At 61.9% G+C, this 23611-nt stretch carries 25 protein-coding genes and 1 tRNA gene; 11 read left to right on the forward strand and 15 right to left on the reverse strand.

Annotated features, from left to right (window positions below; translation table 11 throughout):
- The first annotated feature begins 41 nt into the window (after positions 1–41).
- The 5 genes from NSE01_RS06065 (at position 42) to NSE01_RS06085 (ending at position 2050) form a co-directional block, all read left to right on the forward strand.
- Complete coding sequence (locus NSE01_RS06065; protein WP_147158753.1) at positions 42–533, forward strand: PaaI family thioesterase; 492 nt, start codon at positions 42–44, stop codon at positions 531–533.
- A complete protein-coding gene (locus NSE01_RS06070) occupies positions 530–931 on the forward strand; it encodes a PaaI family thioesterase (protein ID WP_147158754.1) in 402 nt (133 codons plus the stop codon). Before NSE01_RS06065 ends, NSE01_RS06070 begins: the two co-directional genes overlap by 4 nt.
- Before the next feature lie 369 nt (positions 932–1300).
- On the forward strand, positions 1301–1510 hold the full coding sequence (locus NSE01_RS06075; RefSeq protein WP_147158755.1) for a cold-shock protein: 210 nt from the start codon (positions 1301–1303) through the stop codon (positions 1508–1510).
- A 78-nt stretch (positions 1511–1588) separates the two neighbouring features.
- Positions 1589–1792: a hypothetical protein gene (locus NSE01_RS06080; protein WP_147158756.1), complete on the forward strand. Its 204-nt coding sequence runs from the start codon at positions 1589–1591 to the stop codon at positions 1790–1792.
- On the forward strand, positions 1793–2050 hold the full coding sequence (locus NSE01_RS06085; protein WP_147158757.1) for a hypothetical protein: 258 nt from the start codon (positions 1793–1795) through the stop codon (positions 2048–2050).
- Here the strand turns inward: NSE01_RS06085 and NSE01_RS06090 are convergent.
- The 4 genes from NSE01_RS06090 to argH all read right to left on the reverse strand — a co-directional run bounded on the left by NSE01_RS06090 (position 2047) and on the right by argH (position 5861).
- Positions 2047–2820 (reverse strand): precorrin-2 dehydrogenase/sirohydrochlorin ferrochelatase family protein, encoded by a 774-nt coding sequence (locus NSE01_RS06090; RefSeq protein WP_147158758.1) that lies wholly within the window; start codon positions 2818–2820, stop codon positions 2047–2049. The two genes, NSE01_RS06085 and NSE01_RS06090, sit on opposite strands and share 4 nt — an antisense overlap.
- 116 nt (positions 2821–2936) lie before the next feature.
- Positions 2937–4196: a diaminopimelate decarboxylase gene (gene lysA / locus NSE01_RS06095; protein ID WP_147158759.1), complete on the reverse strand. Its 1260-nt coding sequence runs from the start codon at positions 4194–4196 to the stop codon at positions 2937–2939.
- Positions 4197–4242: 46 nt separating this feature from the next.
- Complete coding sequence (locus tag NSE01_RS06100; RefSeq protein WP_147158760.1) at positions 4243–4485, reverse strand: hypothetical protein; 243 nt, start codon at positions 4483–4485, stop codon at positions 4243–4245.
- On the reverse strand, positions 4485–5861 hold the full coding sequence (gene argH / locus NSE01_RS06105) for an argininosuccinate lyase (protein WP_147158779.1): 1377 nt from the start codon (positions 5859–5861) through the stop codon (positions 4485–4487). Before argH ends, NSE01_RS06100 begins: the two co-directional genes overlap by 1 nt.
- A gap of 16 nt (positions 5862–5877) precedes the next feature.
- Here argH and NSE01_RS06110 point away from each other — a divergent pair, with 16 nt between their 5' ends.
- A complete protein-coding gene (locus tag NSE01_RS06110) occupies positions 5878–6477 on the forward strand; it encodes a TlpA family protein disulfide reductase (RefSeq protein WP_246135054.1) in 600 nt (199 codons plus the stop codon).
- A gap of 278 nt (positions 6478–6755) precedes the next feature.
- Here the strand turns inward: NSE01_RS06110 and NSE01_RS06115 are convergent, their stop codons facing one another.
- Entirely contained in the window at positions 6756–8453 is a 1698-nt protein-coding gene (locus NSE01_RS06115) for an ATP-binding cassette domain-containing protein (RefSeq protein ID WP_147158761.1), read from the reverse strand.
- A 64-nt stretch (positions 8454–8517) separates the two neighbouring features.
- Here NSE01_RS06115 and NSE01_RS06120 point away from each other — a divergent pair, with 64 nt between their 5' ends.
- Positions 8518–9780: a nucleotidyltransferase family protein gene (locus NSE01_RS06120; RefSeq protein WP_147158762.1), complete on the forward strand. Its 1263-nt coding sequence runs from the start codon at positions 8518–8520 to the stop codon at positions 9778–9780.
- A 2-nt stretch (positions 9781–9782) separates the two neighbouring features.
- Here the strand turns inward: NSE01_RS06120 and NSE01_RS06125 are convergent, their stop codons facing one another.
- From NSE01_RS06125 to NSE01_RS06160, 8 genes are all read right to left on the reverse strand, one after another.
- The gene (locus NSE01_RS06125) at positions 9783–10475 is read right to left on the reverse strand and encodes a glycosyltransferase family 2 protein (protein WP_147158763.1); all 693 of its coding nucleotides are present in this window, start codon (positions 10473–10475) and stop codon (positions 9783–9785) included.
- Entirely contained in the window at positions 10475–11230 is a 756-nt protein-coding gene (locus tag NSE01_RS06130) for a glycosyltransferase (RefSeq protein WP_147158764.1), read from the reverse strand. The genes NSE01_RS06125 and NSE01_RS06130 overlap by 1 nt, the downstream gene beginning before the upstream one ends.
- Entirely contained in the window at positions 11227–12252 is a 1026-nt protein-coding gene (locus NSE01_RS06135; RefSeq protein ID WP_147158765.1) for a hypothetical protein, read from the reverse strand. The genes NSE01_RS06130 and NSE01_RS06135 overlap by 4 nt, the downstream gene beginning before the upstream one ends.
- Positions 12249–12668, reverse strand: coding sequence for a PqqD family protein (locus tag NSE01_RS06140; RefSeq protein WP_147158766.1), 420 nt, complete (start codon positions 12666–12668; stop codon positions 12249–12251). Before NSE01_RS06140 ends, NSE01_RS06135 begins: the two co-directional genes overlap by 4 nt.
- Before the next feature lie 123 nt (positions 12669–12791).
- A complete protein-coding gene (locus tag NSE01_RS06145) occupies positions 12792–13859 on the reverse strand; it encodes a hypothetical protein (protein WP_147158767.1) in 1068 nt (355 codons plus the stop codon).
- Positions 13860–14028: 169 nt separating this feature from the next.
- Positions 14029–15621, reverse strand: a complete 1593-nt coding sequence (locus tag NSE01_RS06150; RefSeq protein ID WP_147158768.1) for a class I adenylate-forming enzyme family protein — start codon at positions 15619–15621, stop codon at positions 14029–14031.
- A 40-nt stretch (positions 15622–15661) separates the two neighbouring features.
- On the reverse strand, positions 15662–16882 hold the full coding sequence (locus NSE01_RS06155) for an alpha/beta hydrolase family protein (RefSeq protein ID WP_147158769.1): 1221 nt from the start codon (positions 16880–16882) through the stop codon (positions 15662–15664).
- Between the two features lie 68 nt (positions 16883–16950).
- Positions 16951–19299 carry a TonB-dependent receptor gene (locus NSE01_RS06160; RefSeq protein ID WP_170233773.1) on the reverse strand — a complete coding sequence of 783 codons (2349 nt, stop codon included), beginning with the start codon at positions 19297–19299 and terminating at the stop codon, positions 16951–16953.
- Between the two features lie 497 nt (positions 19300–19796).
- On the opposite strand from NSE01_RS06160, the gene NSE01_RS06165 reads away from it, so the two are divergent.
- Positions 19797–20759, forward strand: a complete 963-nt coding sequence (locus NSE01_RS06165) for a hypothetical protein (RefSeq protein WP_147158771.1) — start codon at positions 19797–19799, stop codon at positions 20757–20759.
- A 118-nt stretch (positions 20760–20877) separates the two neighbouring features.
- Entirely contained in the window at positions 20878–21873 is a 996-nt protein-coding gene (locus NSE01_RS06170) for an NAD-dependent epimerase/dehydratase family protein (protein ID WP_147158772.1), read from the forward strand.
- 83 nt (positions 21874–21956) lie between these two features.
- Here the strand turns inward: NSE01_RS06170 and NSE01_RS06175 are convergent.
- Positions 21957–22032 (reverse strand) — tRNA-Val (locus NSE01_RS06175).
- A 743-nt stretch (positions 22033–22775) separates the two neighbouring features.
- Between NSE01_RS06175 and NSE01_RS06180 the strand changes: the two genes are divergently transcribed.
- Positions 22776–22970, forward strand: a complete 195-nt coding sequence (locus NSE01_RS06180) for a hypothetical protein (RefSeq protein ID WP_147158773.1) — start codon at positions 22776–22778, stop codon at positions 22968–22970.
- A gap of 39 nt (positions 22971–23009) precedes the next feature.
- The gene (locus tag NSE01_RS06185; protein ID WP_147158774.1) at positions 23010–23384 is read left to right on the forward strand and encodes a thermonuclease family protein; all 375 of its coding nucleotides are present in this window, start codon (positions 23010–23012) and stop codon (positions 23382–23384) included.
- A gap of 4 nt (positions 23385–23388) precedes the next feature.
- On the opposite strand, the gene NSE01_RS21490 is transcribed toward NSE01_RS06185, so the two are convergent.
- Positions 23389–23611: hypothetical protein (locus NSE01_RS21490; RefSeq protein WP_218033250.1), on the reverse strand; the 223-nt coding region annotated here is incomplete at its 5' end.

Genomic DNA, 23611 nt, shown 5'->3' on the forward strand with positions numbered 1-23611 from the left:
GATGGTTGTCAGCAAGGCGCCGCACCGGCAGGACATCCGCCATGAGCAAGGATGACAAGGCCGCCGGCCTCATGAAGACCATCATGCCCGAAGGCTTCGTGTTCGATCCCGAACGCGGCGCGCGCTGGTTCACGCGCGCGGGCCACACAGGCTTCCTCGGCATGGAATACCACGATCACGGCTCGGACTGGATCGAACTCGCCCTGCCCTGGCGCGAGGATCTCGTCGGCGTCGAGGAAACCGGCGTGCTGGCTTCCGGCCCGATCATCAGCCTGCTCGACAACGCGACCTCGATGTCGGTCTGGACGCGGCAGGGCACATTCAATCCGCAGGTCACGCTCGATCTGCGCATCGACTACGTGCGCGCCGCAACGCCGGGCAAGACGGTGATCGCGCGCGCCGAATGTTATCAGGTGCGCCGTTCGATGGCGTTCGTGCGCGGCATTGCGCATGAAGGCGATCTCACCGATCCGATCGCCCACACCGCCGGCATCTTCATGCTGGTCAGCAGCGAAGGGTGGTCGAAGCCATGAGCGAGTATCACCTGCCGCCCTATGCCCGCACGATGGGCATGGAAATCGACCACGTGGAGGACGGCGCGCCCGTCATCGCGATGGACTATGCCGAACGCGTGCAGGGCCGCCCCGGCTTCCTGCACGGCGGCGCCATCGGCGGCTTGCTCGAAATGGCTGCTCACGCCGCCCTGCGTGCCGAGCTGCAGCGCCAAGGCAGCGATTCCCGCATCAAGCCGGTCAACATCAGCATCGAATACCTGCGCGGCGGCGTGCAGGAACGCACTTTTGCGCGCGGCGAAGTCATTCGCGCTGGCCGCCGTGTGGCAAATGTGCGGGTCGAGGCATGGCAAGGCGATCGCACCAAGTTGGTCGCCAGCAGCTGGATGAACTTCCTGCTGGCCCCGCCGAAGGACTGAGGCAGACGGCCCCCGCCGTCATACAACCGGCGCATTGACGAGGTGGGTCTGGGCCGCAGTGGCCCCCGATTGACCTTGCAATTTTTTTACAATCGTTTATTAGAAAATTGCCTCTCGTCGATTGCGACTGATCTGGCTGCCGCGCTGCCGGCGCCTCTTCCCTCACATGATGCATGGCTTTTTGCCGGTCTTTGCCGGTCTACCAATGCTGCTCTCGTTGAAGTGAGACGGGCATCGACGTTTACTCCCAGGCACGGGAACGCTGTTTCCGCGCCTTCGACTCCTTCGATTTCCTTTCAAGTGACGACCTGACGCACGACCCCGTCGGCATCCGCCGGCGGTCCAACCGTTTCTTGAAAGGAAGCGCACATGACTATCGGAACCGTAAAATTCTTCAACGAAGACAAGGGCTATGGCTTCATCCAGCCGGATGACGGCGGCAAGGACAGCTTCGTCCACATCTCCGCCGTGCAGGCCGCCGGCCTTGCCACGCTGAGCAAGGACCAGCGCGTTTCCTACGAAGTCGAGACCGGCCGCAATGGCAAGGAATCGGCGGTCAATCTCGCCAGCGCGAACTGATCGCGGCGCATCCCGGCGGCCTCGATGGGGCCGCCGGGAGCACCTTTACCCCCTTCTTTTCCTGCGGAGTCGCACCCGATGGCACTTTCCTACGAATTTCTCGTCGAGCGCGCAGAGCAGGCAGCCAAGGAAGCGGCGGGCGCCCTTCTGGACAACGTGCGCGACCGTGCGCTGCGCTCGGAAAAGGCATGGCGGGCGATGGCCGACCAGCTCCGCGAAGTGGCCGAAGGCCGCGAACGCACACGGCTCGAGCGCCTTTCCGCCGCGCTTGATACCGTCTGAATGGCCGAGCTTCCGGATCTCAACCTGCCCCAGCTGTTCGCGGCGCTCGAAGTCTCCGATATTTCTGCGATCAACGGGATCGCCAGCCTTGCCAATATCCTGCGCCGGAACGGTCTCATCAGCGTTCCCGACGTTTCAGCGCTGCTCCAGAGCATGAGCCTGCCGCTCAGCCTGCCGCGCCATGCGGACAATCCCGCCGTGCAGGAAATCCAGCTCCATCTGGATCAGCTTTTCGCCCAGATCATCGCCGCCGATTAGGCGCGCTCGATTACCACAACGATGCCGCCGCCGGGCTCGTCAGTCCCCGGCGCAACCCGTGCTGCATCGGCCCGCACCCGCGCCAGCACGGCTGCCGGCACATCCGGCCCAGCGACGACGGCATCGGCTTGCCCAAGCAGCCGCGCCTCGCGCAAAGTGAGGTCGTCGGGATCGTTCGAGCGCAGCCGGATCACGAACCGGCCAGAGACGCCATCCGCCGCGCCTGCCACCCACGCATCGACATTGCCGCCCTCGCGCAGGGGATCCAGCGCTCCGCCGTCTTCCAGCGCCGCATCAAGCGCGCGCCTGCGTTCGGGTCCCGTCGGCCAGCGGGCCCGCATCGCACTGCGCGCGTTGTAGAGCGCCTCAGCCAGCGTGCCGAGGCTTTGCGGCAAAAGCCGTTCCAGCCGCAGCCGCAGCGCCTTGGCAAGGCCCGCCGAGGCTCCGCCCGTACCGACCGCCACGATGACCGGAGCGCGGTCGATGATCGATGGCGTGGTGAAATCGCACAGCGCCGGCTTGTCGACGACATTGACGAGCAGCCCCGCCCCCCGCGCACGGATCGCATCAGCCTCGCAGGCGCCTTCATCCTCGTGCGCGATGAAGGCAAGACGCGCGCCGATATCGATGCCCTCGGCAAGATCCTCGATCACCTTGCCGCCCGCGCGCAGTACCAGCCGCCGCTTGGCCTCAGCCGCCTCGCCATGGCCCAGCACCACCACCGGGTGCCCGGTGAGGCGGTGGAACAGCGGGAGGCTGGGGAGTGTCATGCGTTTCGCCTATGCCGCGCCGGGCCCTTCGACAAGCTCAGGACGAGCGGACCAAAGGGCAAGCCTCAAAAACCGCTCGTGCTGAGCTTGTCGAAGCACCACGCACGAGATCCGCCTCATTCAAGCCATTCCGGTACGCGCTCGGCGGAAAGGATGGTTGAAGGCTCGATGCGGTCCGCCACGACGGCCCACTTCGCGCCGTCGACCATGACCTCAGGCACCATCGGGCGCGAGTTGTAGGTGTTCGCCATCGTCGCGCCATAAGCGCCCGCGGTGCGGAACACCGCCAGATCGCCGCGCGCAACAACGTCGATCTCGCGGGCCATGGCGAAGGTATCGCTCGATTCGCAGATCGGACCGACGATGTTGGCGGTCATCGTCTCGCCCTTCGGCGTTACCGCGCTGAAATCGTGCCAGGCATCGTACATGGCAGGCCGCGCCAGATCGTTCATCGCCGCATCGACGACGACCCAGGGATGGAGCGCGCCCTGCTTCACGCGGACCACTTCGGTGAGCAGCACGCCTGTGTTGCCGGTAATCAGCCTTCCCGGTTCGAACATCAAGGTAGCATCCCAGCCATCCGTCACGCGGGCGATCATCGCGGCGTATTCGGCGGGCTGCGGGAAAACCTCGCCCGCCTTGTAAGGCACGCCGACCCCGCCGCCGAGGTCCATATGCGTCACGGCAAAGCCCTCGGCACGGATCGCCTGCATCAGCGCACCGGCCTTGATGAAGGCAGCTTCCAGCGGATCGAGCTTCGACAGCTGGCTGCCGATATGGAGCGCAAGGCCGCGCAAGTTCAGCCCCGGCCGGCCGGAGAGCCGCGCATAGATGCCCGCCGCGCGGTCATAGGGAACGCCGAACTTGTTCTCGGCCTTGCCGGTCGAGATCTTGGCATGGGTGCCGGCATCCACATCGGGATTGATGCGCAGCGTGGCGGTCGCGACGAAGCCCATGCTTGCCGCGATTTCGGCCAGCTCCTCGCCCTCTTCCTCGCTCTCGAGGTTGAACTGGCCGCATCCGGCTGCCAGCGCGCTGCGCATTTCCGCCGCCGTCTTGCCGACGCCCGAAAACACCACGTCTGCCGCGGGAATGCCCGCGGCCAGCGCGCGGTCCATCTCGCCCGCCGAGACGACGTCTGCACCGTAGCCTTCGGCGGCGAGCACCTTGAGCACCGCGAGATTGGGGTTCGACTTCACCGCAAAGGCGAGGTGCACGCGCGGCAGCACGGACAGCGCATCGCGGAAGACCCGCGCATGGCGCGTCAGCGTGGCGCGCGAATAGACGTAGACCGGCGTGCCGACTTCGGCCGCAATCAGGGGCAGCGGCACGTCTTCGGCATGAAGCACGCCGCCGCGATATTCAAAATGATCCATGGGGAATTCCTGAAACTGGGCTCCGGTTTCGGGCCGGAGAGAATGCTTATTCCTCGGGGGGGAGGTCGAAGGGATCGTCCTCGCGGTCCTCCGAGCGGCTGCGCAGCTCGATGTTGCGCTGCGGTTTGGCCTGAACGGGAGGGGTCAGCAGCGCGTCCGGCCCGGGTTTATCCCCTCGGCCATAGGGTGCCGGGGGCAAGGAATGGCCTTTCAGCGGCATGAGTTCGCGCCGCGCGCCGCATCCGGCGAGCGTGAGGGCCAGCAGCAGAACAGGCAGCACCTTGCGCATTACGGCTCCAGACCCAGCGCAAGACGCGCATCGGCCACGCGCTTCCTTACCTCGTCCGGCGCGGTTCCGCCATGGCTGGCGCGCGCGGCCACGCTGGCCTCCACCGAAAGCGCGGCGAACACCCGCTCGTCGACGCGCGGATCGATCGCCTTGAGGTCTGCCAGCGCCAGTTGATCGAGCGCCACACCCCGGCTTTCCGCCAGCTTGACAGCCGAGCCGGTGATATGGTGCGCCTCGCGGAAGGGAATGTTGGCCTGCCTCACCAGCCAATCGGCCAGATCGGTTGCCGTGGCGTAGCCGAGCTCCGCCGCGCCGCGCATCCGTGTCGTGCGGAATGCGGCTTCCGCAACCATCCCGGTCATCGCCGCAATGGAGAGCGCGAGCAGCGAAGCCGCCTCGAACACAGGCGGCTTGTCGTCCTGCATGTCCTTCGAATAGGCGAGCGGCAGGCCCTTCATCGTGATCATCAGCGCCGTGAGGCAGCCGACGATCCGCCCGGAATGGCCGCGCACCAGTTCGGCTGCATCGGGGTTCTTCTTCTGCGGCATGATCGAACTGCCGGTGGAAAGGCTGTCCGGCAGGGTGACGAAGCCGAACGGCTGGCTCGCCCAGATCACGAATTCTTCGGCAAGGCGCGAGAGGTGCAGCGAGCACTGCGCCGCTGCCATCAGGAAATCGAGCGCGAAATCGCGGTCGGATACCGAATCGAGGCTGTTCGCGGTGGGGCCATCAAAGCCCAGCGCCGCTGCCGTGGCGTGGCGGTCGATCGGAAAGCCCGTTCCCGCCAGCGCCGCACTGCCCAGCGGGCAGCGGTTCATCCGCACGCGCGCATCGGCAAAGCGCGAGACGTCGCGATCGATCATTTCATAGTAGGCCATCAGGTGATGGCCGAGCGTGACCGGCTGCGCGGTCTGCAGATGGGTGAAGCCGGGCATGATGCTCGCCGCATTTTCGCCCGCACGCGTTACCAGCGCGGCCTGCAGCGCCCGGAGTGCGGTCGCAGTCTGGTCGACCTGATCGCGCACCCACAGGCGGAAATCGGTCGCCACCTGATCATTGCGGCTGCGCGCGGTGTGCAAGCGGCCTGCCGCCGGGCCGATCAACTCGGCCAGCCGGCTTTCGGTCGTCATGTGGATGTCCTCGAGGTCCCAGTCCTCGGGCACGCCGTTTGCCTCGTATTCCGCGGCGACCTGATCGAGTCCGCCGGAAATGAGCGCGGCGTCCTCCGCCGTCACGATTCCCTGCTGGCCCAGCATGGCCACATGGGCCTTTGACGCGGCGATGTCCTGCCGCCACAAGGCCTTGTCGAAGGGAATCGAGGCGTTGATTTCGCGCATGACGGCCGAAGGGCCCGCCGCGAAGCGCCCGCCCCACATCTGGTTGGAGCCTGAATTGCCGCTCATATTGCCGCGTCCGTCCGCCTTTTTGGTCCCGCTCATCGCTGCGGGCCTTCTCGCCGGGTGCGATAAGCAAACCCCGGCGGACAAGCAACCGCAGAGCGCCGCTTCCGCACCCGCTGCTGCGGCAGATGCGTCGAGCCCGTTCAACGGCACGCTCGACATCAGCAACCGCGGTGCCGCCCTGCCTGATTTCACCTTCAGCGATCCTTCGGGCAAGAAAGTCCGCACGCTCGACCTCAAGGGAAAGCCGCTGCTCATCAACCTGTGGGCAACGTGGTGCGGCCCCTGCGTGCTCGAAATGCCCACGCTCGATGCCCTTGCGGCAGCCAAGGCGGGCAAGCTGACGGTGCTGACCGTATCGCAGGACCTGAATCAGGCCGCTGCGGTCGACGCGTTCTTCAAGCAGCGCAAGTTTACACACCTCGCGCCATGGCTCGATCCCGAGAACACGCTCAGCGATCACTTCGGCACCGGCGTTCTGCCAACGACCGTGCTCTATGATGCAGAGGGCAAGGAAGTCTGGCGCATGATCGGCTCGCACGATTGGGCCGGTCCGCGCACCGACGCGATGCTCGCAGATACGGTGCGCTGAACGCCGGCCCGAAAGCGCAGCGGCGGTTCGAGCCGGCCCGGGCAGCCCTTGGTGATCGGGGGATAGAGCTGGGCCGGGTCGGCTCGATGCGGCCAATCAGCAAGGCTGTCGCGGGGGGTAGGGTGACAGCCGGCCGATGCATGCGGTCCGCACGAAGTGGAATAGCCCGGCCAGCGGCGGCAGCCCAATCGGATATGCTGCGCGCAGGCGATAAGCTTTGCCTATGGCCTGTCTGTCAGGGGGCCACGCCTGGATCAGCAGCTCATCGCTTCCGCCATTCATCCCTGTGGCGGGAACACCTCGTCTCGCCAGGTCTGGCCATGCTTCTCCCATACCCGATCAAGGTGCGTCCTGCTGCCCAGCTTGTGCGCGACAATGATCACCGTGGTTTCCGGCAGTTGGCGGCGAATAAGCTCGAAGACGGTCAGTTCCGATTTGGGATCAAGCTGGGCGGTCGCCTCATCCAGCACAAGCAGTTCCGGTTGCGAGAGCATGGCCTTGACGATCGCCAGCCTCTGGCGCTGCCCGCCGGAAAGCTGCCCACCATCCTGCCCGAGGTCTGTTTCCAGCTCGAAATCAAGCCCAAGCGCGCGCATCAGGCTCAGGGCAAGCTCGCGATCGAGTTGGCTTGGCAGGTTCGGAAAGGTGATATTCTCGGCAACGGTGCCTCTCAGAAACCGATTGTCCTGCGGCACGAATGCAAGCTTGGGACCGCGGAGCCGCGTAGCGGGATCTGCAGGTTCGCCATCAAACAACACATGGCCTTCGTCAGGACGCAACAGGCCAAGCAGCAGCGCCACCAGCGTCGACTTGCCCCCGCCTGACGGCCCCTTGATGCGCAGCCATTCCCCCCGCTGCAACTTTAGAGTGGTGCGGGACGAAATGACTTTCCGCCCGTCCGGGTAGGCAAAAGCGATGTCTTGCAAAACGATCTCGCGCTCAAACAGCCGCACTCCGTCAATCGGACGGGATGGCGACCGCGGCATTGTCGCATGCAAAGCCAGATTCGCGACGACCGCCTCCATGATCGGCGTGCTTCGCTGAATGGCGTCGATCATGCTGAGGGTCCGATTACCGGTGGGCAGCAGCCGCACGCCTGCCAGCATGAACATCGCCAGCTCCCGCAGTACATTGGCGGATGTATCACTGTACCATGCGAACCACCCGAACAGGACGGCGACGGATGAGAACAATGACAGTTCGGCGACATAACGCGGCACGATGGTCATCAATGAGAAGCGCGCGGCGATGGTTGCGCCTTCATCGACGAGTGCCGCATGCCGCGCGAGGACAATCGGCTCCTCAGACCGCAACTGGATGGATTGGGTCTGCTGCAGGCTCCACTCGTCGAGTTCCGAAATGGCCCGAAACGCCATCCAACGTCGAACCGTGAGTTCACCGGATGGCCGCGTGACGTACCTCTGCAGCAGTGCGAATACGAGTATCAGCCACAACGAGACCAGGATCGTCGGCACCGGCGCAATCACCAACATCACAGTGATGATGGATACCGAAACGAGAGACTCGCTGAGGAAAAGCAGCACAGGAAGCACGGTTTCCTGGACGAATGCGCGTGAGACCTGCCGCAAGTGTTCCAGCATCTGCGATCGGCTGGTTGAAACCAACTCAAGGTAAGGCACGTGCAGGTATGCGGAAAAGAGCTCTCCCGCCCGCTTGCGCTGCGCTTCCCCAAGCCGCTGTCCAATCCGGAACCATAGCGAGGTCACCGCAATCGTCCGAACGATGAGGACCGCCAGAATGGCGCCGAGCACAAGGGCAATACGACCGGTCTGCTGCAGGGGCGCAACGGCATCGCCTGAGGTGAAAAGCAGCTTCAGGAATAGCCAGGGCACGACCAGCATGGCGCTCTCGAACGCAGCGATGCCGACTATGCATAAAGTGATGTCGAAGCGCCCGGGCCGGTCGATCAGCGAAAAGGCGGATCGGACCGCGGAAAGTAAGCTTTTTGCTCTCATCCCAGATTGATTAATGGATTTCTGACCATCATGGTCCTAAAATGTGGAGTGCACGGCGATTGGCATGGTGCCGATGCCCATGTCGTATTCATTTGGGGCAAATGCCACCGGCGTCAATCGATCATCATTGCCGTTGGCGATCCCTTTACGAGGTACGTCCTTTCACGACATGACATTGCCCCTGCTCTTCCACCCATTCTCCCGCCCGCTCGAACGCCATTCCACGCTGCTCACAGCACTGCTGGCAGAGGCGCCGATTGCCCGTCCAGCGGCGCTGCGGTGGCTCGAGACGGTCGATTTCGATGAGATCGATGTTGGCGAGCAGCGGCTCATGCCGTTTTTGGATAGCCGCCTGCGCGAGCTCGGGATCAATCATGCGTCAAGTGGACGCGTTCGGGGTCTCTATCGCAGGGCCTGGTACGTCGAGCAGCTGATGCACAGCCAGCTTGACGGGGTGCTGAAGATCATCGGTGAAGTCACCACCACGGCTGTCCTTCTCAAAGGCGCAGCGCTTGGACGCCTGGTCTACGACCGCCCGGTGCACCGCCCCTACGATGATTTCGATATCCTCGTTCCGTTTGAAATGCAGTCTGACGTGGTCGAGGCGATGCGGCGTGCTGGCGGCATTGTCGAGGCGCGTTCGTTCCATGCAACCATGCTACGCATGCCCGGCGGTCTTTCAGTCGATATCCATCGCTCGCCCTATCAGATGGCGTTTCAGGCGGAGCATGTCAGGCCGGTTTTCACCCGTCTTCACCGGATTGAACCGGACGAACCGGCCGGGGGCAACAGCACGAGTCGGCCGTCAGCGCCCTGGTTAACTCTCAGTTTCACCGACCATTTCCTGCATACCTTGATGCATGGCATTGGTCTTACATCTCTCCCTCCAATTCGCTGGATTGTTGATGCAGCGCTTTTGATGCGTCGAGAGGATAGCCGCATCAACTGGGACCTTTTGGTCGATGAGATCAACCGGCTGGACTTCGTCGAACCAGCGATACTGGGCTTGCGCGAGGTCCTCGAGTTTGAGCGGAACGAGAATGCCGCTCGCGTTCTTGCCGAGCTTGAACGCCGACCATCTCAGCCAAGCGTGATGCATGCGGGCGTGGATGCCCAACATTTGGGTGTGGTCTGGTTGTGGGAAAGTACGCGGCGCAATGCGGGTGGTCCGGTGGGCCGCATAAGGCTGATTGCCTCTCTTTTCCTCGCGCGGCATGGATTGCGCGGTCTGTTGCGCCGGTTTTCCAGAAAGGTCGTGCCGCTTTCCATCGCTGGCATGAAAGGACTGTTCAAGCGTCGGGATAAAATCACCCGCCGCTCCGACTGACTTCATTCCTTGGACCGGCGCTGCTGCAGGGCAGCACGTACGGTACGCAGCGCACTTGCGGCCCATTCCTCGCGGTTACCCAGGCTCATGTTGCCACCGTGGATTCGGCGGCGTTTCACGACATCGTCGATGCGCTTGATATCCGCGCCGTTCTTTTCGGCATTGGCGCACCAAGCCATATCCGCGCCAACTCCGCTTTCTTCATCGAGCAAGCCGAACGTCTGGAACGCGGACCGACGGATCAGCGTTGTGCCTGACAAGTGCCCGCTCTGCGGCAAGGCTGGTACGCTGTAGCGGCTGGCCACTTCCGGCGGCAAATCCGGGCTGATGAAGTTGGCGAACTTGCCAACAACCATGTCGTGCCCCCCTGCCATCCAGCCCATCAGAATGGAGATTGCGCCCGGCTTGAGAACGTCATCTGCATCGAGGTGGAGCAGCATCTCCCCGCGCGACAGGCGAATACCCCGATTGCGCGTGGCGGCCAGGCCGCGATGCTCCCCCGGATCGACTCGCACGCGCTCGCCAGCGCTCCTAGCCACCTTGATCGAATGGTCTGATGACCCGTCATCGCAAACCAGGATCTCGATCGCCGGCCAGTCCTGAAGAAGCACGCTATCGAGCGTCTCGCCAAGGTACCTTGCGGCATTGAAGGTGGGAATGATGACACTGACGAGCGCCGCATCGTGCCCGTCCATCACGCGGGCTCCTGCGGGCCGCTGCGCTCGTCCTGCGAGGCGAGGCTGGCAAGCGATTGCGCCGCAGAACCGCCCCGCCGCCGCCGATCGAGGGACCGCTTGAGCATGAGGGCGGTATAGCGGCGGGACGCTTCCTGATCGCGCGTCATGTTGCCATCGTGGAGACGCCGCCACATGATCTGGTTGGGATGAAACAGGATCGGCACTTGCGCCTCACGCGCCCGCATGAACCAATCCCAGTCGTCACAGTACCGCATCGCCTCGTCGAACCGGCCTACCTTGTCGAACACGTGCCTGCGCACAAGGCTGACGCTCATCGACATGATGTAATCGTCCGTCACCTCGAGCGGGGTGAACGAAATCTCATCGCCAGAGCTGCTGACCATGGTCTCGTTGACATAGCGCCCAACGACCATATCCTTTTCCGGATTGGCGCCGAGTTTCTCCAGTTGCAGTTGCAGGCAACCGGGCATGAACACATCGTCTGCATCGCAAAAGCCGATCAGATCGCCGCTGGCTGCAGCAAGGCCGCTATTGCGCGCGCCGGGCAAGCCGCGATTGGGCTGGGAGATGCATCGCACCGGCGATCCATAGCGATTGGCGATGGCGGCCGTGCGGTCGGTGGAGCCGTCATCGATCACCACGATCTCGATCGGTTCTACACCCTGTGCAAGAATGCTCTCGATCGCCTCGGCAATGAACCGTTCTGCATTCAAAGCAGGGATGATGATGCTGACAAGGGGCTGGGTCGTCATGCCATTCTCGCTGAAGCACTGATGATCTCGCGAATGGGTTCGCGCGCGGCGGTGGGATCTGGACCGATCGAAAGCCTCCAGCACGGCACGTTGCGCGCAAGCTCGGCCATCTTGGCCAGCGCGTTGATGCGTCCGCCTGCCAGCTGGAAAACCGTGCTCGGGGCCAGCGCTTTCAAGGCATCGCCTGCGCCGATCCGCTGGAACGAGCAGTCGCTGCCCTTGCCAACTTGCGGCACGATGATCGCGCGAATGGGGGCTGACATGCGCTGCGAACCGGCAAACCTCTCGTTCGCCTGAATGATCCCCTTGCCCTTGGGATCAAGCGGGGCACCGGCAAAGGCTGGCGCAAGGTGCGGCATGAGCGCGATGGCGCGCGCGTCGATCTTGTTGCTACCGAAGAGGCTATGCACGTGCGCTGGCGTACCGGGCCGATAGAGGCAGTAATCGTCGCTGACGATCTGGAGCGATGAGCCGATGCAGGCAAGGACGGTCGTTGATTTGCCCGAGCCACCGCGGCCGACAAGCAGGGCAGCGCCGTTATCATCGGCGACGGCCCCTGCATGAAGCAGCAGCCATCCGTGATCGATCGCCCACCAGTGCAGCAGGGTGCGCAGCGGCGCGGCGGCGTAACCCGGGTCCAGCGCGTCGATATCGGGCACAAAGAGCAGGCCAAGGCCGCTTGCGCTATCGTAGGCTTCGATGCGTCCCGTCTCGAGATCGACAATGCACTTGGCCGCGCCGGTGAAGAAGGCAGCGCCCGTGTTGCCTTCGGGCAGCGCAAGCTGCGGTGCCGGCCTGCCGGATCCTGCCGGATCCCATACGCGAACAAGCAGATCGGGCTCTCCCGGACCTGCGGCGTCAAGGTGGCGGAACGTTGCGCCGAACACTTGCGCTGCGCGTTCATTTGCGAACTGCAAGGTGACCTTGCGATCCGCAATGCGAATGCTCAACGAAGGAAACTCTTGCCCGCCGCCCGCCGCGAAGATGTGGTCAGACAGGTCGAACAGAGAGCGTACGCTCATGAGCCTTGGGTGTCGCGAAGCGGCCAGCCAGCTTCGGCAACCTCATGGATCGGATCGACCAGCAAGAGTTCCTGCATGTCGGTAAACTTTTCCGCGACCGGCGCCGAAAAGCCATCTGCTGCGGCAATCTCGCTGACGTCATGGCGAACCACGTCGTCAGAAACCAGAACAATGCCTTCAGCACATAGATAATCGAGAAACGCCGTGACCTGCGCCTCGACGCTGGCTGGATCGGAGGCCACGGGCATGAAATGCGCCGCAATCTCCGCAGCAGAGTAGCCGGCAAGGATCAGCGGCCATACCGCCGCCGCACTGCCACCCAAGCTGTAATAGCAGCCCGTGACGAGATTGATGATGATGACCTCACCATCGATCTCTTCGCTGCAAACGTCACCGTGGTTCAGGGCAAATCGCATTGTAACAGTCCCTCAAAAGTAGTTCTCAATGGCGCACATCTCTGATGTCACGCAGTTTTGTCAGATCGGCCGATAGCGCGGCAGCAGGCCGGATGGGCGCCGAAGGAGGGCACTCGCATCGGCTCAAAGTACGCTCTTCAGCATGTCGCGAAGCCTCCCCGATTTTGCGCCTTGCGGCAGGTGGCGATAGATCATCGACGCTGTCCGATAGGGCAGCGACCGCTTCGGCCGGGGCCGCGCAAACCCCTCACGCATAGCAAGGAACGTCAGCTTCCTCATGATCTCGGGATCAATCGAGGTGACGATTTCCTCCACGCTCCACGGATCGGTTCGGTGCGCCTCGCATGGCGGAGCCTCTTCGCCAACGCCAAGATCCACCCCGTAGCGGCTGTGCAACTCGTGCGCATCACGGGCGTGGCTGGCGCGTATGAGGGCTGCCATCTCGCGCTTCAGAACAGGTCTTGTTTGCGGCAGGGCATCGATCGATTGCACGAGAAACCGCGCCAGGAGCGCCGCGTCGGCGGTGAGGGTCCGGCTTGAGTCTGGCGAGACCGCATTCCGATAGAGTTGCATGATATGCATACCTTCGGTGGACAGCGACGGGTTCTTCCGAACCGGAATGTGCGGGATCGCGATGCCGAACGTGTCTTTTAGAACCATGTTGAAATCGTCGAACACTTCGGCGCCGGACGCTGCGGGATACTTGCGCACCATCAGGTCACCGGGAAAGGCCGCCTCCCAGACGTCGGCCATCTCCAGAAAAGCATACTTGAAGCTTGCCGGATCCTCGACGAGCGGCGTCGCCGTGGTCATGCGCAGGTTCTGGTTCGTGATCGAAAGGTAGTAGTCGGCCGGATCGCGGACGTAGAGAACGATCTTGAACTTGCGGAAACCGGCGCCTTCAAGGTCGCGCCGCAGCGCCAGCGCCATGTCGGCGGAGAAGAGGTGCGCGAAGGTCTCCGCAGAAATTATCGCACCGCTTGCACGCCGCAATTGCGCAAACACAAACTTGCGATAGGCCCGCAGCATCTGCTGAAAGCGCCCCTCGTCTGCGGGGTAGCGCTCGCGCAGCGAAGGGAGCTTGTCCCATAAGCGCTCGGAGCCGTAGAGCGTTGCCAGGCGTGCCTGGTGCAAATCCCCCCGCCATCGCGGATAGGCGACGGTGCCCAGAATCCCGTTTGCCTTCGCCATGGCGAGGCCATGATGAAGGGAGGTATTCCCCGTCTTCATGGTGCCGATATGGAGTAAGGCGGTTTTCAATCTAATCTTTCAATATCCAGGAGTATAACGAATTGCAGTTGTCCGAGGGAGGAGAATTGCACCAGAAAGGGTCGAGTCAAGGCGATTCCACGCGATAGCTTCATGCCGCCATTCCGCTGGAACCGGCATAAAGCGAGCGGAGGGCAAGCTTGTCGGTCTTGCCGGTAACCTGCCGCGGCAACTCGTCCACGAATACGACTTGGCGCGGGCATTTATACGCTGCGATGCGGGTACGGACGAAAGCGACCAGTTCCTCTTCCGTCAGGTTCGTCCCCGGATTGCGCACGACAGCGGCCAGGACGATTTCCCCCCAGTAGGGGTCCGGTTTTCCGATCACCGCCGATTCCCTCACATCGGAATGAAGGTCGATCGCCTCTTCCACTTCCCGCGAATAGACGTTTTCTCCGCCAGTGATCACCATGTCCTTCTTGCGGTCGACAAGGAAGATGTAGCCCTGCTCGTCCATGTAGCCGAGATCGCCCGTGCGGAACGCATTGCCGTGGAAGGCCTCGATCGTCGCGATGTCGTTGTTCCAGTAGCGGTCGAACAGGTAGCAATTGTAGATGCAGACCTCGCCCACGACGCCAACCGCACAGGGATTGCCCGCCTCGTCGAGGATGATACCGTCGGTTTCCGCCTCGAAGTGACCGACCGAGGACAGCCGATGCAATGCAGCTTCATCACCGTCGAGGCTGACTTCATTGAGCGGAAGGATGCTGATCGCGCCAGCTTCTGTCGAACCGTAGCCGAGATAGAAGATCTCACCCACCCGGGCGATGGCGCGCTTGAGCAGCGATGTTGAAATGCGCGCGCCGCCGAGCATGATCATGCGCAGCGAAGAGAGGTCGTACTCATCGATCCGGGGGTGGTCGAGCAGCTGGATCAGCATGGTCGGCACCAGAAAGATCGATACGATCCGTTCCGATTGAACCGCATCCAGCAAGGCCGTCGGATCGAACGAACTGTTGAGGACAGTCTTGCCGCCGCGCCAGTAGCACCCGAGCGAGGGCGTGCGTCCCGCAGAGTGGAAGGCGGGTGAGATCTGCAACATCGAGGTGTGCCAGTGGTTGCTTGATGTGGAGGCGCAGATCGTCATCGCGCGGTGCGACCAGGGCACGCCCTTCGGCTTTCCGGTCGTGCCGCTGGTGTAATAGAGATAGGCCACATCGCCCGCTTCGGACCGGCTGACGGGGCCCTCCTCGTCTCCGCTGGCGAGGAACGTCTCGAAGTCTTCCGCCCAGTCCGGCGCTTCGCCGCCTACGCAGACGAAATGCCGCACGGTCTTTACCGACTGACGAACACTGTCCGCCAGATGCTCTAGGGTCTTTTCGAAGAAGAGGATCGACGTGCCGGAATCGACGACCAGATATTCCAGTTCCGGCGGGGCGGCGCGAAAGCTCAAGGGCACTGCAATAAAGCCGGCGATGTCCGCGGCAGCGAAGAACTCGAAGTGCTCGATGCTGTTGGTCGAGACCATCCCGATGCGATCCTGCCGCACCACGCCGCGCTTCTCGAGGGCAGACGCCAGCCGAGCGCCGCGCAGGTAGAGGTCACGGTAGGTACGGCGCTGGTCGCCAAGCACGAATGCGTCTCGCTCGGGCCACCAGTTAGCATTGCGCAGCAGAATTTCACCGATCGTGCGCATACCGAAATTGCGGCAGGGATGCGGGTGTATCGAGCGTGTTTGCGGCATCAAGTCAGGTCCTGAAGATCATGAGCAAAAGTGGAACAGGTCACTTGCGGCGAGCCGTGGAAGTGAGCTTTTCCTGTGCGTGCCTGAGTGACGATAGAGTCACCGATTGCAGCTTGGACAAGGCCCCCTTGTAGTCCTTGAAGGCACCGAAAACGGCCCGCAGCAAGGCCTTGCGCCGCAAGGTTTTGCGCAATGATTGGCTCACCCTGAATGAGCTGTCGCGCAATTGCAGCGCAAGTTCATAGGCTTCGGGTGAGGGAATGCGGACGATGGGCGGCAACACGCCTGCTTCAAGCCCGGATGGGCCGGGGCTCCGTTTCGCGAACTCTTCCAGAAGGCATCGGGCATACTGCAAGTTCACTATGGTGGGCTTGCGGCCCCAAACCCTGTCGCAGAACAGCCTTGCCTCCTCGAGGGAGCCGTGGACAAAAACAAGAAAAAGCAGCGAACACATGATTTCAAATGCATGCTTTTCAACATCATCAGCAAGCAATGCGCGCAATGCTTCAAGATCGGGCTGCCTAACGCAGCTGAGCATCGACCAGACCTTGCCGCCAACCAGTTCGCGCGCATCGACGAGCGTGCCTTCGGGCAGCTGGATCGTTCCGTCGGTGACATAGGCTTGCAGAAACGGGGCGAGCTTTGTGAGCACCTCGTACTGCACAACATCGCTGTGATTGAGCGTAGCCACATGCACGGTGAAGCACTGTCCGTCTGCCGCGTCCCATCCACGCGCCATCAGGACATTGTTGGCGAACGGGACCGGCCGGGCGCGCCGTATATCGACCATCGACATCGGCAACGGCGGAAGACTGCGCAGCAGGTCAAGCAGGCCCGGAACCCGCGACCGCGCGGTATAGTGAAGAGGGAACGTATCCAGCGTGATGAGCGACCGAGGCCTGTCCGGCAAGGTCGCCAGCATCCGGGCAACCAGCCAGGCAACGTAGCCGCCCACGGAGAAACCGATCAGGACCGTGGGGCGCGGCGCGCCCCCCTGTTGGATCTGTACCGCGATGACCCGAGCAACGCGGGGCCAGAAGTGATCGTCCCACGCCGAATCCTGGGCAATATCTGCATCGCAGGCCCACAGATCGTGCCCCGGCAGCAACTTCGCCTTGGCATAGGCCCCCACCACCGCTGGCCCTCGCAAATTGGGCATGCAGAGCGCCAAACCTTCGCGAGGACCTTCTGCCTCACGCACCAGCCGAAACTTGACGCTGATGTCCGGTATATCTGCTTCGGTCGACTTGCCGTTTGTCATCCGCAGTCTCTGCAAAAACCGGTTTTCACTGCCGCAAGAAAGGCACTGCGCAAACGGGCATTCGGCCTCTACATCTTGAAGCCGATTGTCCCCCCGATGCTGCGGGGGTCCGACCATGCCGTGTAAGTCCCATAGGTGCTGTTGTTGGCATTGAGCAGGTATTGCTTATCGGTGAGGTTGGCCCCCCACACGCGAACAAAATAACGCCCGTCCGGGGTGGTGTAGGTCACCGAAGCATTGATCTGAACATAGCCGTTCTGAACGAAGCGCTGCTCGCGCTGGCGGGCAAGCGGAACACCAACGGCGCTGCCCCAGACCGACGGGTTGTTGGGAACGTACTTCGTGGTGAAGCGCAGGTTCGTGGCAAAATCCCAGCCGCCGCGATCCTGCGGAACGCGATACTCAAGCCCGAAGTTGCCGGAGAAATTGGGAGCCCGGCTCAGCATCAGGCCGGACAGGTCCTGCGTCTGGCTCTGATTGGCATAAGTGCGCAGCGGGTCCGAATTGGTGTTGATGCCAACCACGGCAGGGTTCACCCCGGTGCCGGGGAACGTGAAACCGTCGCCGTAACGGGCGTGGAGCCAGGTGCCACCAGCCGTGACGGTGAGGTTGGCGACCGGCTGCGCCGAGACGCTGGCTTCCACGCCGTAGATCTCCGCTTTGGGCGCGTTGGTGAGGTCGATCAAAACAGTGCCGTTAACCTGCTTGACGTTCGCAATCTGCATTTGCCTGTAGTCGGAGTAGAAGCCAGCCGCATCGAACCGGAAGGTGGGACGCGCTATCTTGAAACCGACTTCATAGGCATCGACCACCTCCTGCAACGCAGGGGTAAAGCAGGCGCCATTGGTTGTATTCACGCAGCTGGGCGTGGTGCTATTGTAGTTCCCGGCGCGAAAACCTTGCGAGTAGCTGGCATACACACTCGTGCGAGGGGAAAACTCGTAGCGGAGCGATGCCCGCGGCGTGAACTTCTCGAAGGTCTGCCCAGTCGACAACGCAATGCGCTGCAGCGAGGCAAGCGTGGAGTCAGTCCGGCGCGTCGCTGATAGGCGTTCCGAGCTATAGCGCCCCCCGACGTTCAGATAGAGGTGGTCGACCAGATTCCACGTCGCATCGATGTAACCTGCCTTGGCTGAACGGTGGTCACGCCAATAGGCTGTCTGCAGCAAGGCATAGTCACGCGTCAGCGAGAGGGGGGATGAGCCCGAGTTCGCGATGCTCCCCACAAACGTCTGGCCAAAGCCATCCAGAATGCCGTCGACATACTGGAAGCCGACCAGCAATTGCACCCGGTCTATCGCGTCGATGTTGTAGTCGATCGATTGCTGGAAGGTTTTGTTCTTGACCGGATCGTTCGCCACGAATGTGCCCGGCGCATAAGTGCCGTCGAAGTCCAAGCGGCCACGCGAGACGGTATCGGCATAACCGGTGATCGAATGGATCGTCCCGATGCCGGTGCTGAGCTGCATCTTGAGGGCCACCTCGGTCTGCGCAGTGGCGCCGACATTCTGGGGGTCGAAGGCATAGACGCCGGGCTTTGTCGGGGTGGTGAGGTAGGCCGCGTTCGTCGTCAAGCTGGGCAAGACGTTCTCGATCGGCGTGTACACGTTGGTGCGGGTGTCGCTGACATAGACCCGCGACGCGATCAGCGTCGCCGAAAAGGTCTCGCTCGGCGCGAACTTGAGCTTCCCGCGGATGGCTTCCTGCCGGATCGGCGCGGCATTGCCGGCAGTGGCGCCGGGCACGGTGCGGCTGGCGAGCTTGTAGTAGCCGTCGCTGTGACGCACGTTGCCTGCGATGCTCACGCTGACGCGGTCACCCAGCGGCCCCGAAACATAGGCGCTCACGCGCTTGTCGTCGAAGCGCGCGTAAGTGAGTTCTGCCCGCGCCTCGAGGTGGTCGGTCGGGTCGAACGTGTTGATCAGAACAGCGCCGCCAGTGGCGTTGCGGCCATACAGCGTCCCTTGCGGCCCCTTGAGCACTTCGACATTGGCGACATTGGGCAGGTCGATGTTGAGGATCATCGGCGCGACCTGATAGAGCCCATCAACGTAGACCGCGACGTTGGTTTCAAAGAAATTGGCAACCGTGGCGCTGACGCCGCGGATCGTGGGCTGCGGATAGATACCGCTGGCGGCCAGTTGAAACCCCGGCACGATCATGACGAGATCTCGCAAGCTGGTCGCACCGGAGGACTGGATCTGCTGGTTGGACACCGTGCTGATCGACATCGGAACGTCTTCAAGCCGTTCGGCGCGGCGCTCTGCCGTGACGACAACTTCGCCGGCCTGGTTTACTCTGGCGGCGCCCGCAAGCCTGCCCGGGCCATCAGTATTTTCCGCAGTTGCCGCCTGCGAGGGACCTGAACTGTCGAGCGCGCTCTCGGCGCTCGCCGTTGCGGGTAGCCCGGCGGCCATGACCGCGATTGCCAGAACAGAATACGATCGGCCTGCTGCGCCTCGTTCCACGAAAATCATGTCCCCCCAACCCCTTGGTACGCACGCGAAGGCAATGGTCACGTACAAATCCAGGATTGCCCGCTATGACAATCCGATCATTGATCCTGCTCAAAGGTATCCGCAATGGCAGGCACCATCGTTAGGTGACGGGTGCGCGTCAATCACGAAAACGGACTAGGAAGCGTGTCGGATACGTCCGTGCTTCCAGCGCATCCGGTTACGGCAAACGCCGCGGCTCGGCCCGTGCATACCATCACCGGAACCACTCTGATCGGGTCCAGCCTGTCCGCCGACGAGCCATGGCGCAAGAATTGAATCTGCCCTAGAAATCGGGATCCGTAAGCGGTGGGGCTCGTCGCTGGCGAACACCGGCGCCTGTCGAAGCGCCGTTCAGGCGGTCCTGCAGGTCGGCCTGCAGAAGCTTATCAATTCGTGGGGCAGCGATGAAACTTGTAATGCATCTTGGCACTCACAAGACCGGAACGACGACCTTTCAAAGGATCCTGAGCAACAATCACTACAAGCTCATGGAAAGTGGGCTCTGGTGGGAACTCGAATACCCGGTCCATCATCATGCTGCGTGGGAAATCATGTCTGGCGGGCATGGGACACTCGACACCATGATTGAAAATGCCGGACGACACGGCTGCGACACCGTCATCGTCTCGTCCGAGGAGTTTGAGGGGGCGCTCAGATTTCATGGAATGCTGGATGCCGTGGAGAAATCGGTCCGGAAAAATGAAATTTCATCTATTGAATGGCATGTTTCAATCCGCGATCCCGGGGAATATTTCGCCAGTCTGTACTACGAGCTTCAGAAGCATTTTCACCAAAACCTGCGCCAGATGTACTATGACATCTGCCAAAAGGGCTATCTGTATCTCGAGCATCCCTTCCCCGATCTGCCAGCGCCCTTCTGCTGCTTTGTTTTTGATTATTCGAAGTACCTGGGCGAATTTCAGACGCAGCTTGACGCTCGGAATCTCGGCAAGCTCTTCGTGCACGATTACGCAGAGGCAGGCCCATTTCCCGGTTGGCGCATTCTGGAGAAATTGAACGTCATAGACCTGCTGGACTACGACATACCCCCACTCAATGTTCGCGACTCAAATGAGCAGATCATTGAAAAATCAGCCAGAAATCTTGAAAAACTCTTCCCGAAATCAGGAATGAATGACAGGGTCAGGAAGGATTTTGAGGATAGCTTCAAGATCGATCTGGAGAATTTGCCGCTCTATTCGGAAAGCATCGCCGAGGTTTTCGGAGCGAGCTACGCGCAGGCCTTGCGCATGGCCTCTGGCCATCAAAGCACAGCCGGAACTCGCACTGAAGATCATGACTGGCGCTTCAGGAGCCGCAGGTCGAGGCGGCAAAGATTGGTCCTTGCCCTGCGGTTCGTCTATCATGCCTTCAGGTAGATGGGCATCTCGGGCGCACAAAATGGCGCGGGGAGTGCTCTGCTTACCGGCGGGGTGCTGATAGTGTCGCTGCACGGGCAAAGCTGCATCTTGCCCTAATAAGGCCGAGGAAGGTTCCATGAAGGTTTTCGTGACAGGGGCGGGCGGCTTCGTCGGCAAAGCAGTGGTGGCCGCAGCGGTTGCGTCTGGCCATTCTGTCATGGCCATGTGCCGCCCGATATCGCGCAATCCCACGCCCGATTTTCCTGATGGCGTGCAAACGGTGATCGGCGACCTTTGCCAAACTGGTGAATGGCAAGAGGCGCTTCAGGAGGCTGACGCGATCATTCACTGCGCAGTTAGGTTCAACAGTCTGGCTGACTCGGTGCTGGCGACGGAAAATCTGCTTGCCGCAGCCCCTGCCGGGTTGACCCGCTTCGTCCACGTCAGTTCGTTTGCGGTCTACGACTACACTGCACCGCGCTGGCTCGCGACGATGGATGAACACAGCCCCGTGGAGAGAGAACCCGAGCGGCGCGATGTCTACACGCAGCTCAAACTCCGGCAAGAACAATTGATTGGCGATCATTGCCGCGAACACGCCATACCGCTTGTCATGACAAGGCCGGTTGCAATCTATGGCACCAGTCGAAACTGGCTATTCGGTTGCGCCAGAAAGCTCGGTCCCCTCGATCTGATCTTCGGACCGCTCTCGAAGCTGCGCTTGATCCATGTTGAGGACTGCGCCTCGGCACTGGTCGCCGCACTCACAGCGAGGCTGGACGGGCGGGATGCCGTGGTGATCAACCTGATCGCTACCGAACTATGCGGGCACTGGTCCTTCCATCGGCAAGCCCGAAAGTTTGGTGCCAAAACCGGATTCGGCATTCCGGTGCCCTATGTCCTCCTGCGCACGCTTGGCTGGACTGCTGTCGCTATCAACAAGCTGTTCTTTTCTGGACGCAAAACCTTGCCTAAAACTCTGGAACCCGTCCTCCAGGAGGTCTCATGGCGACCGTTTCGATACAGCAACAAGGCCGCAAGAACCCTGCTCAACTGGGAACCGCGCGTGTCTCTTCGATCAGGGATCAGAGAAATAGTAGAATTTAAAAATTTCAAGAAGACATCAGGATGATATTTTCTAGGATTTTTGAAATTGGACGGTTCGAAAAACTCCGGCGCTTGGGCGCAAAAATCACGTCTGCATACTGAAAGACATGGTGGGCGGTGAGGGGCTCGAACCCCCGACCCTCTCGGTGTAAACGAGATGCTCTACCAACTGAGCTAACCGCCCGGCATGCCGGAACCCGCGCATTTACGGCATTTCCAGACCCCGTCAACCTGCTCTCTTGCGGAACATAACAGAGCCAATCAGAACAGATTGGCACCCAAAGTCCCGACATAGTCCCGACCAGTTTCGAGAGAGATCCTGGTGAACCGGTGCTCCTTGGAGTCCTGCGCCTAGGCGGGCCAGACTTTCCAAAGGTACAGGGGGGCATCGGGAACGTCCTCACATTCCTCATATTGGCGGATTTCTGCGGGTTTGAAGCCTCACAAATCGCCTCACATCTTCATCACCATGTGAGGTTTATTGATCATCACATGTGAGGAAGAAGAAAGCGCAGAAATCCGCCATTTCAGAAAAAGGTGATGACGGATATGAGGCTAGGTGATGACCTATACCTCACCTGAGAAACGGCAGATTTCTGCGGTTCTTAAAGCGTGAATGCGGCCATGTGAGGAATATGAGGCGTTTCCCGACCACCCCCTAGTCCCCAGAGCAATCCGCAGTGTCATCGCGCTGGCTACAACGTGCGTTGATCCGCGCATTGCCGACCTGCTTCCTATGGCAGAGATATGGCCGCGTCTAAGCGCCTAGGAGTGCGTAATTTGCGCACCTGAAGCGCGGGGGCGGGGCGTGGGGGCAAGCGCGGCGCGCGGGCTTGAGGTGGGGCCTCGCGCGTCCTCCGGCGCCCATTCGCGCCCCTGCGCGCCCGTGGGGCTGACACCCAGCCCCGCCGCCCCCATATCGCCCCCATGGACGACACCTCGCTGCACGACCGCCTGAACGGCCTCTACGACCAGCTCCGCGACTTTCCCGAAGGCGGGCGGTGCGAGCACGGCACCTACCTCAAGCCCCGCGCCTATGTCGCGTTCCTCGATCTGCGCCAGCTCATCGAACGCGAGGTGCTACCCGCGCTCCACCGCATGGACAGCGACAAGCGCCGCTGAGGCAGCGACATGGCCCGGCGCCGGTGCTAGACCCGCCCCATGCTCTTCCTCGCCCTCTCGCTTGCCGCCGCGCCCGTCTGCATCGCCCGCGTGCATGATGGCGACACCATCCGCCTCTGCAGCGGAGAGCGCATCCGCATCGAGGATATCGACGCGCCCGAACTGTTCGGCTCAGAGCGCTGCAGCGCTGCCGCCGCGCGCCGCCTCGAGGGCAGCCGCAACCCGCCCTGGTGCGATTACACGAAGGGCGAGCGTGCCCGAGACGCACTCGCCCTGTTCCTGTCCAATGGCCCGGTAAAGCTGCAGCGCACCGGCACCGATCAATATGGCCGCACCCTCGCGCGCCTTTCGGTCAACGGCATCGATGCCGGGCGCTACCTCATTAGCATCGGTCTCGCACATCGCTGGCGATAGGCCCTTACCCTCTGGACATCCCACCCAAGCTTTCGCTCAGGATGCGAATGCCTGAATATGGGACATTGCTGATGATCCCAAGTCGCTCATTAAACGGCAGGTCCATCGCCGATACCTGATGCTCAGCGCAGGATCCGCTCCGAAAAGATCCGGACCGCAACTGCGCCGTTCCCTGCCTTTCCGGTTCTGAATGCAAAGATGGATCAAGCAGCCGTTCGCTTGCGCCG

Origin of the sequence: Novosphingobium sediminis (assembly GCF_007991615.1) — a bacterium.
Lineage (GTDB): Bacteria > Pseudomonadota > Alphaproteobacteria > Sphingomonadales > Sphingomonadaceae > Novosphingobium > Novosphingobium sediminis.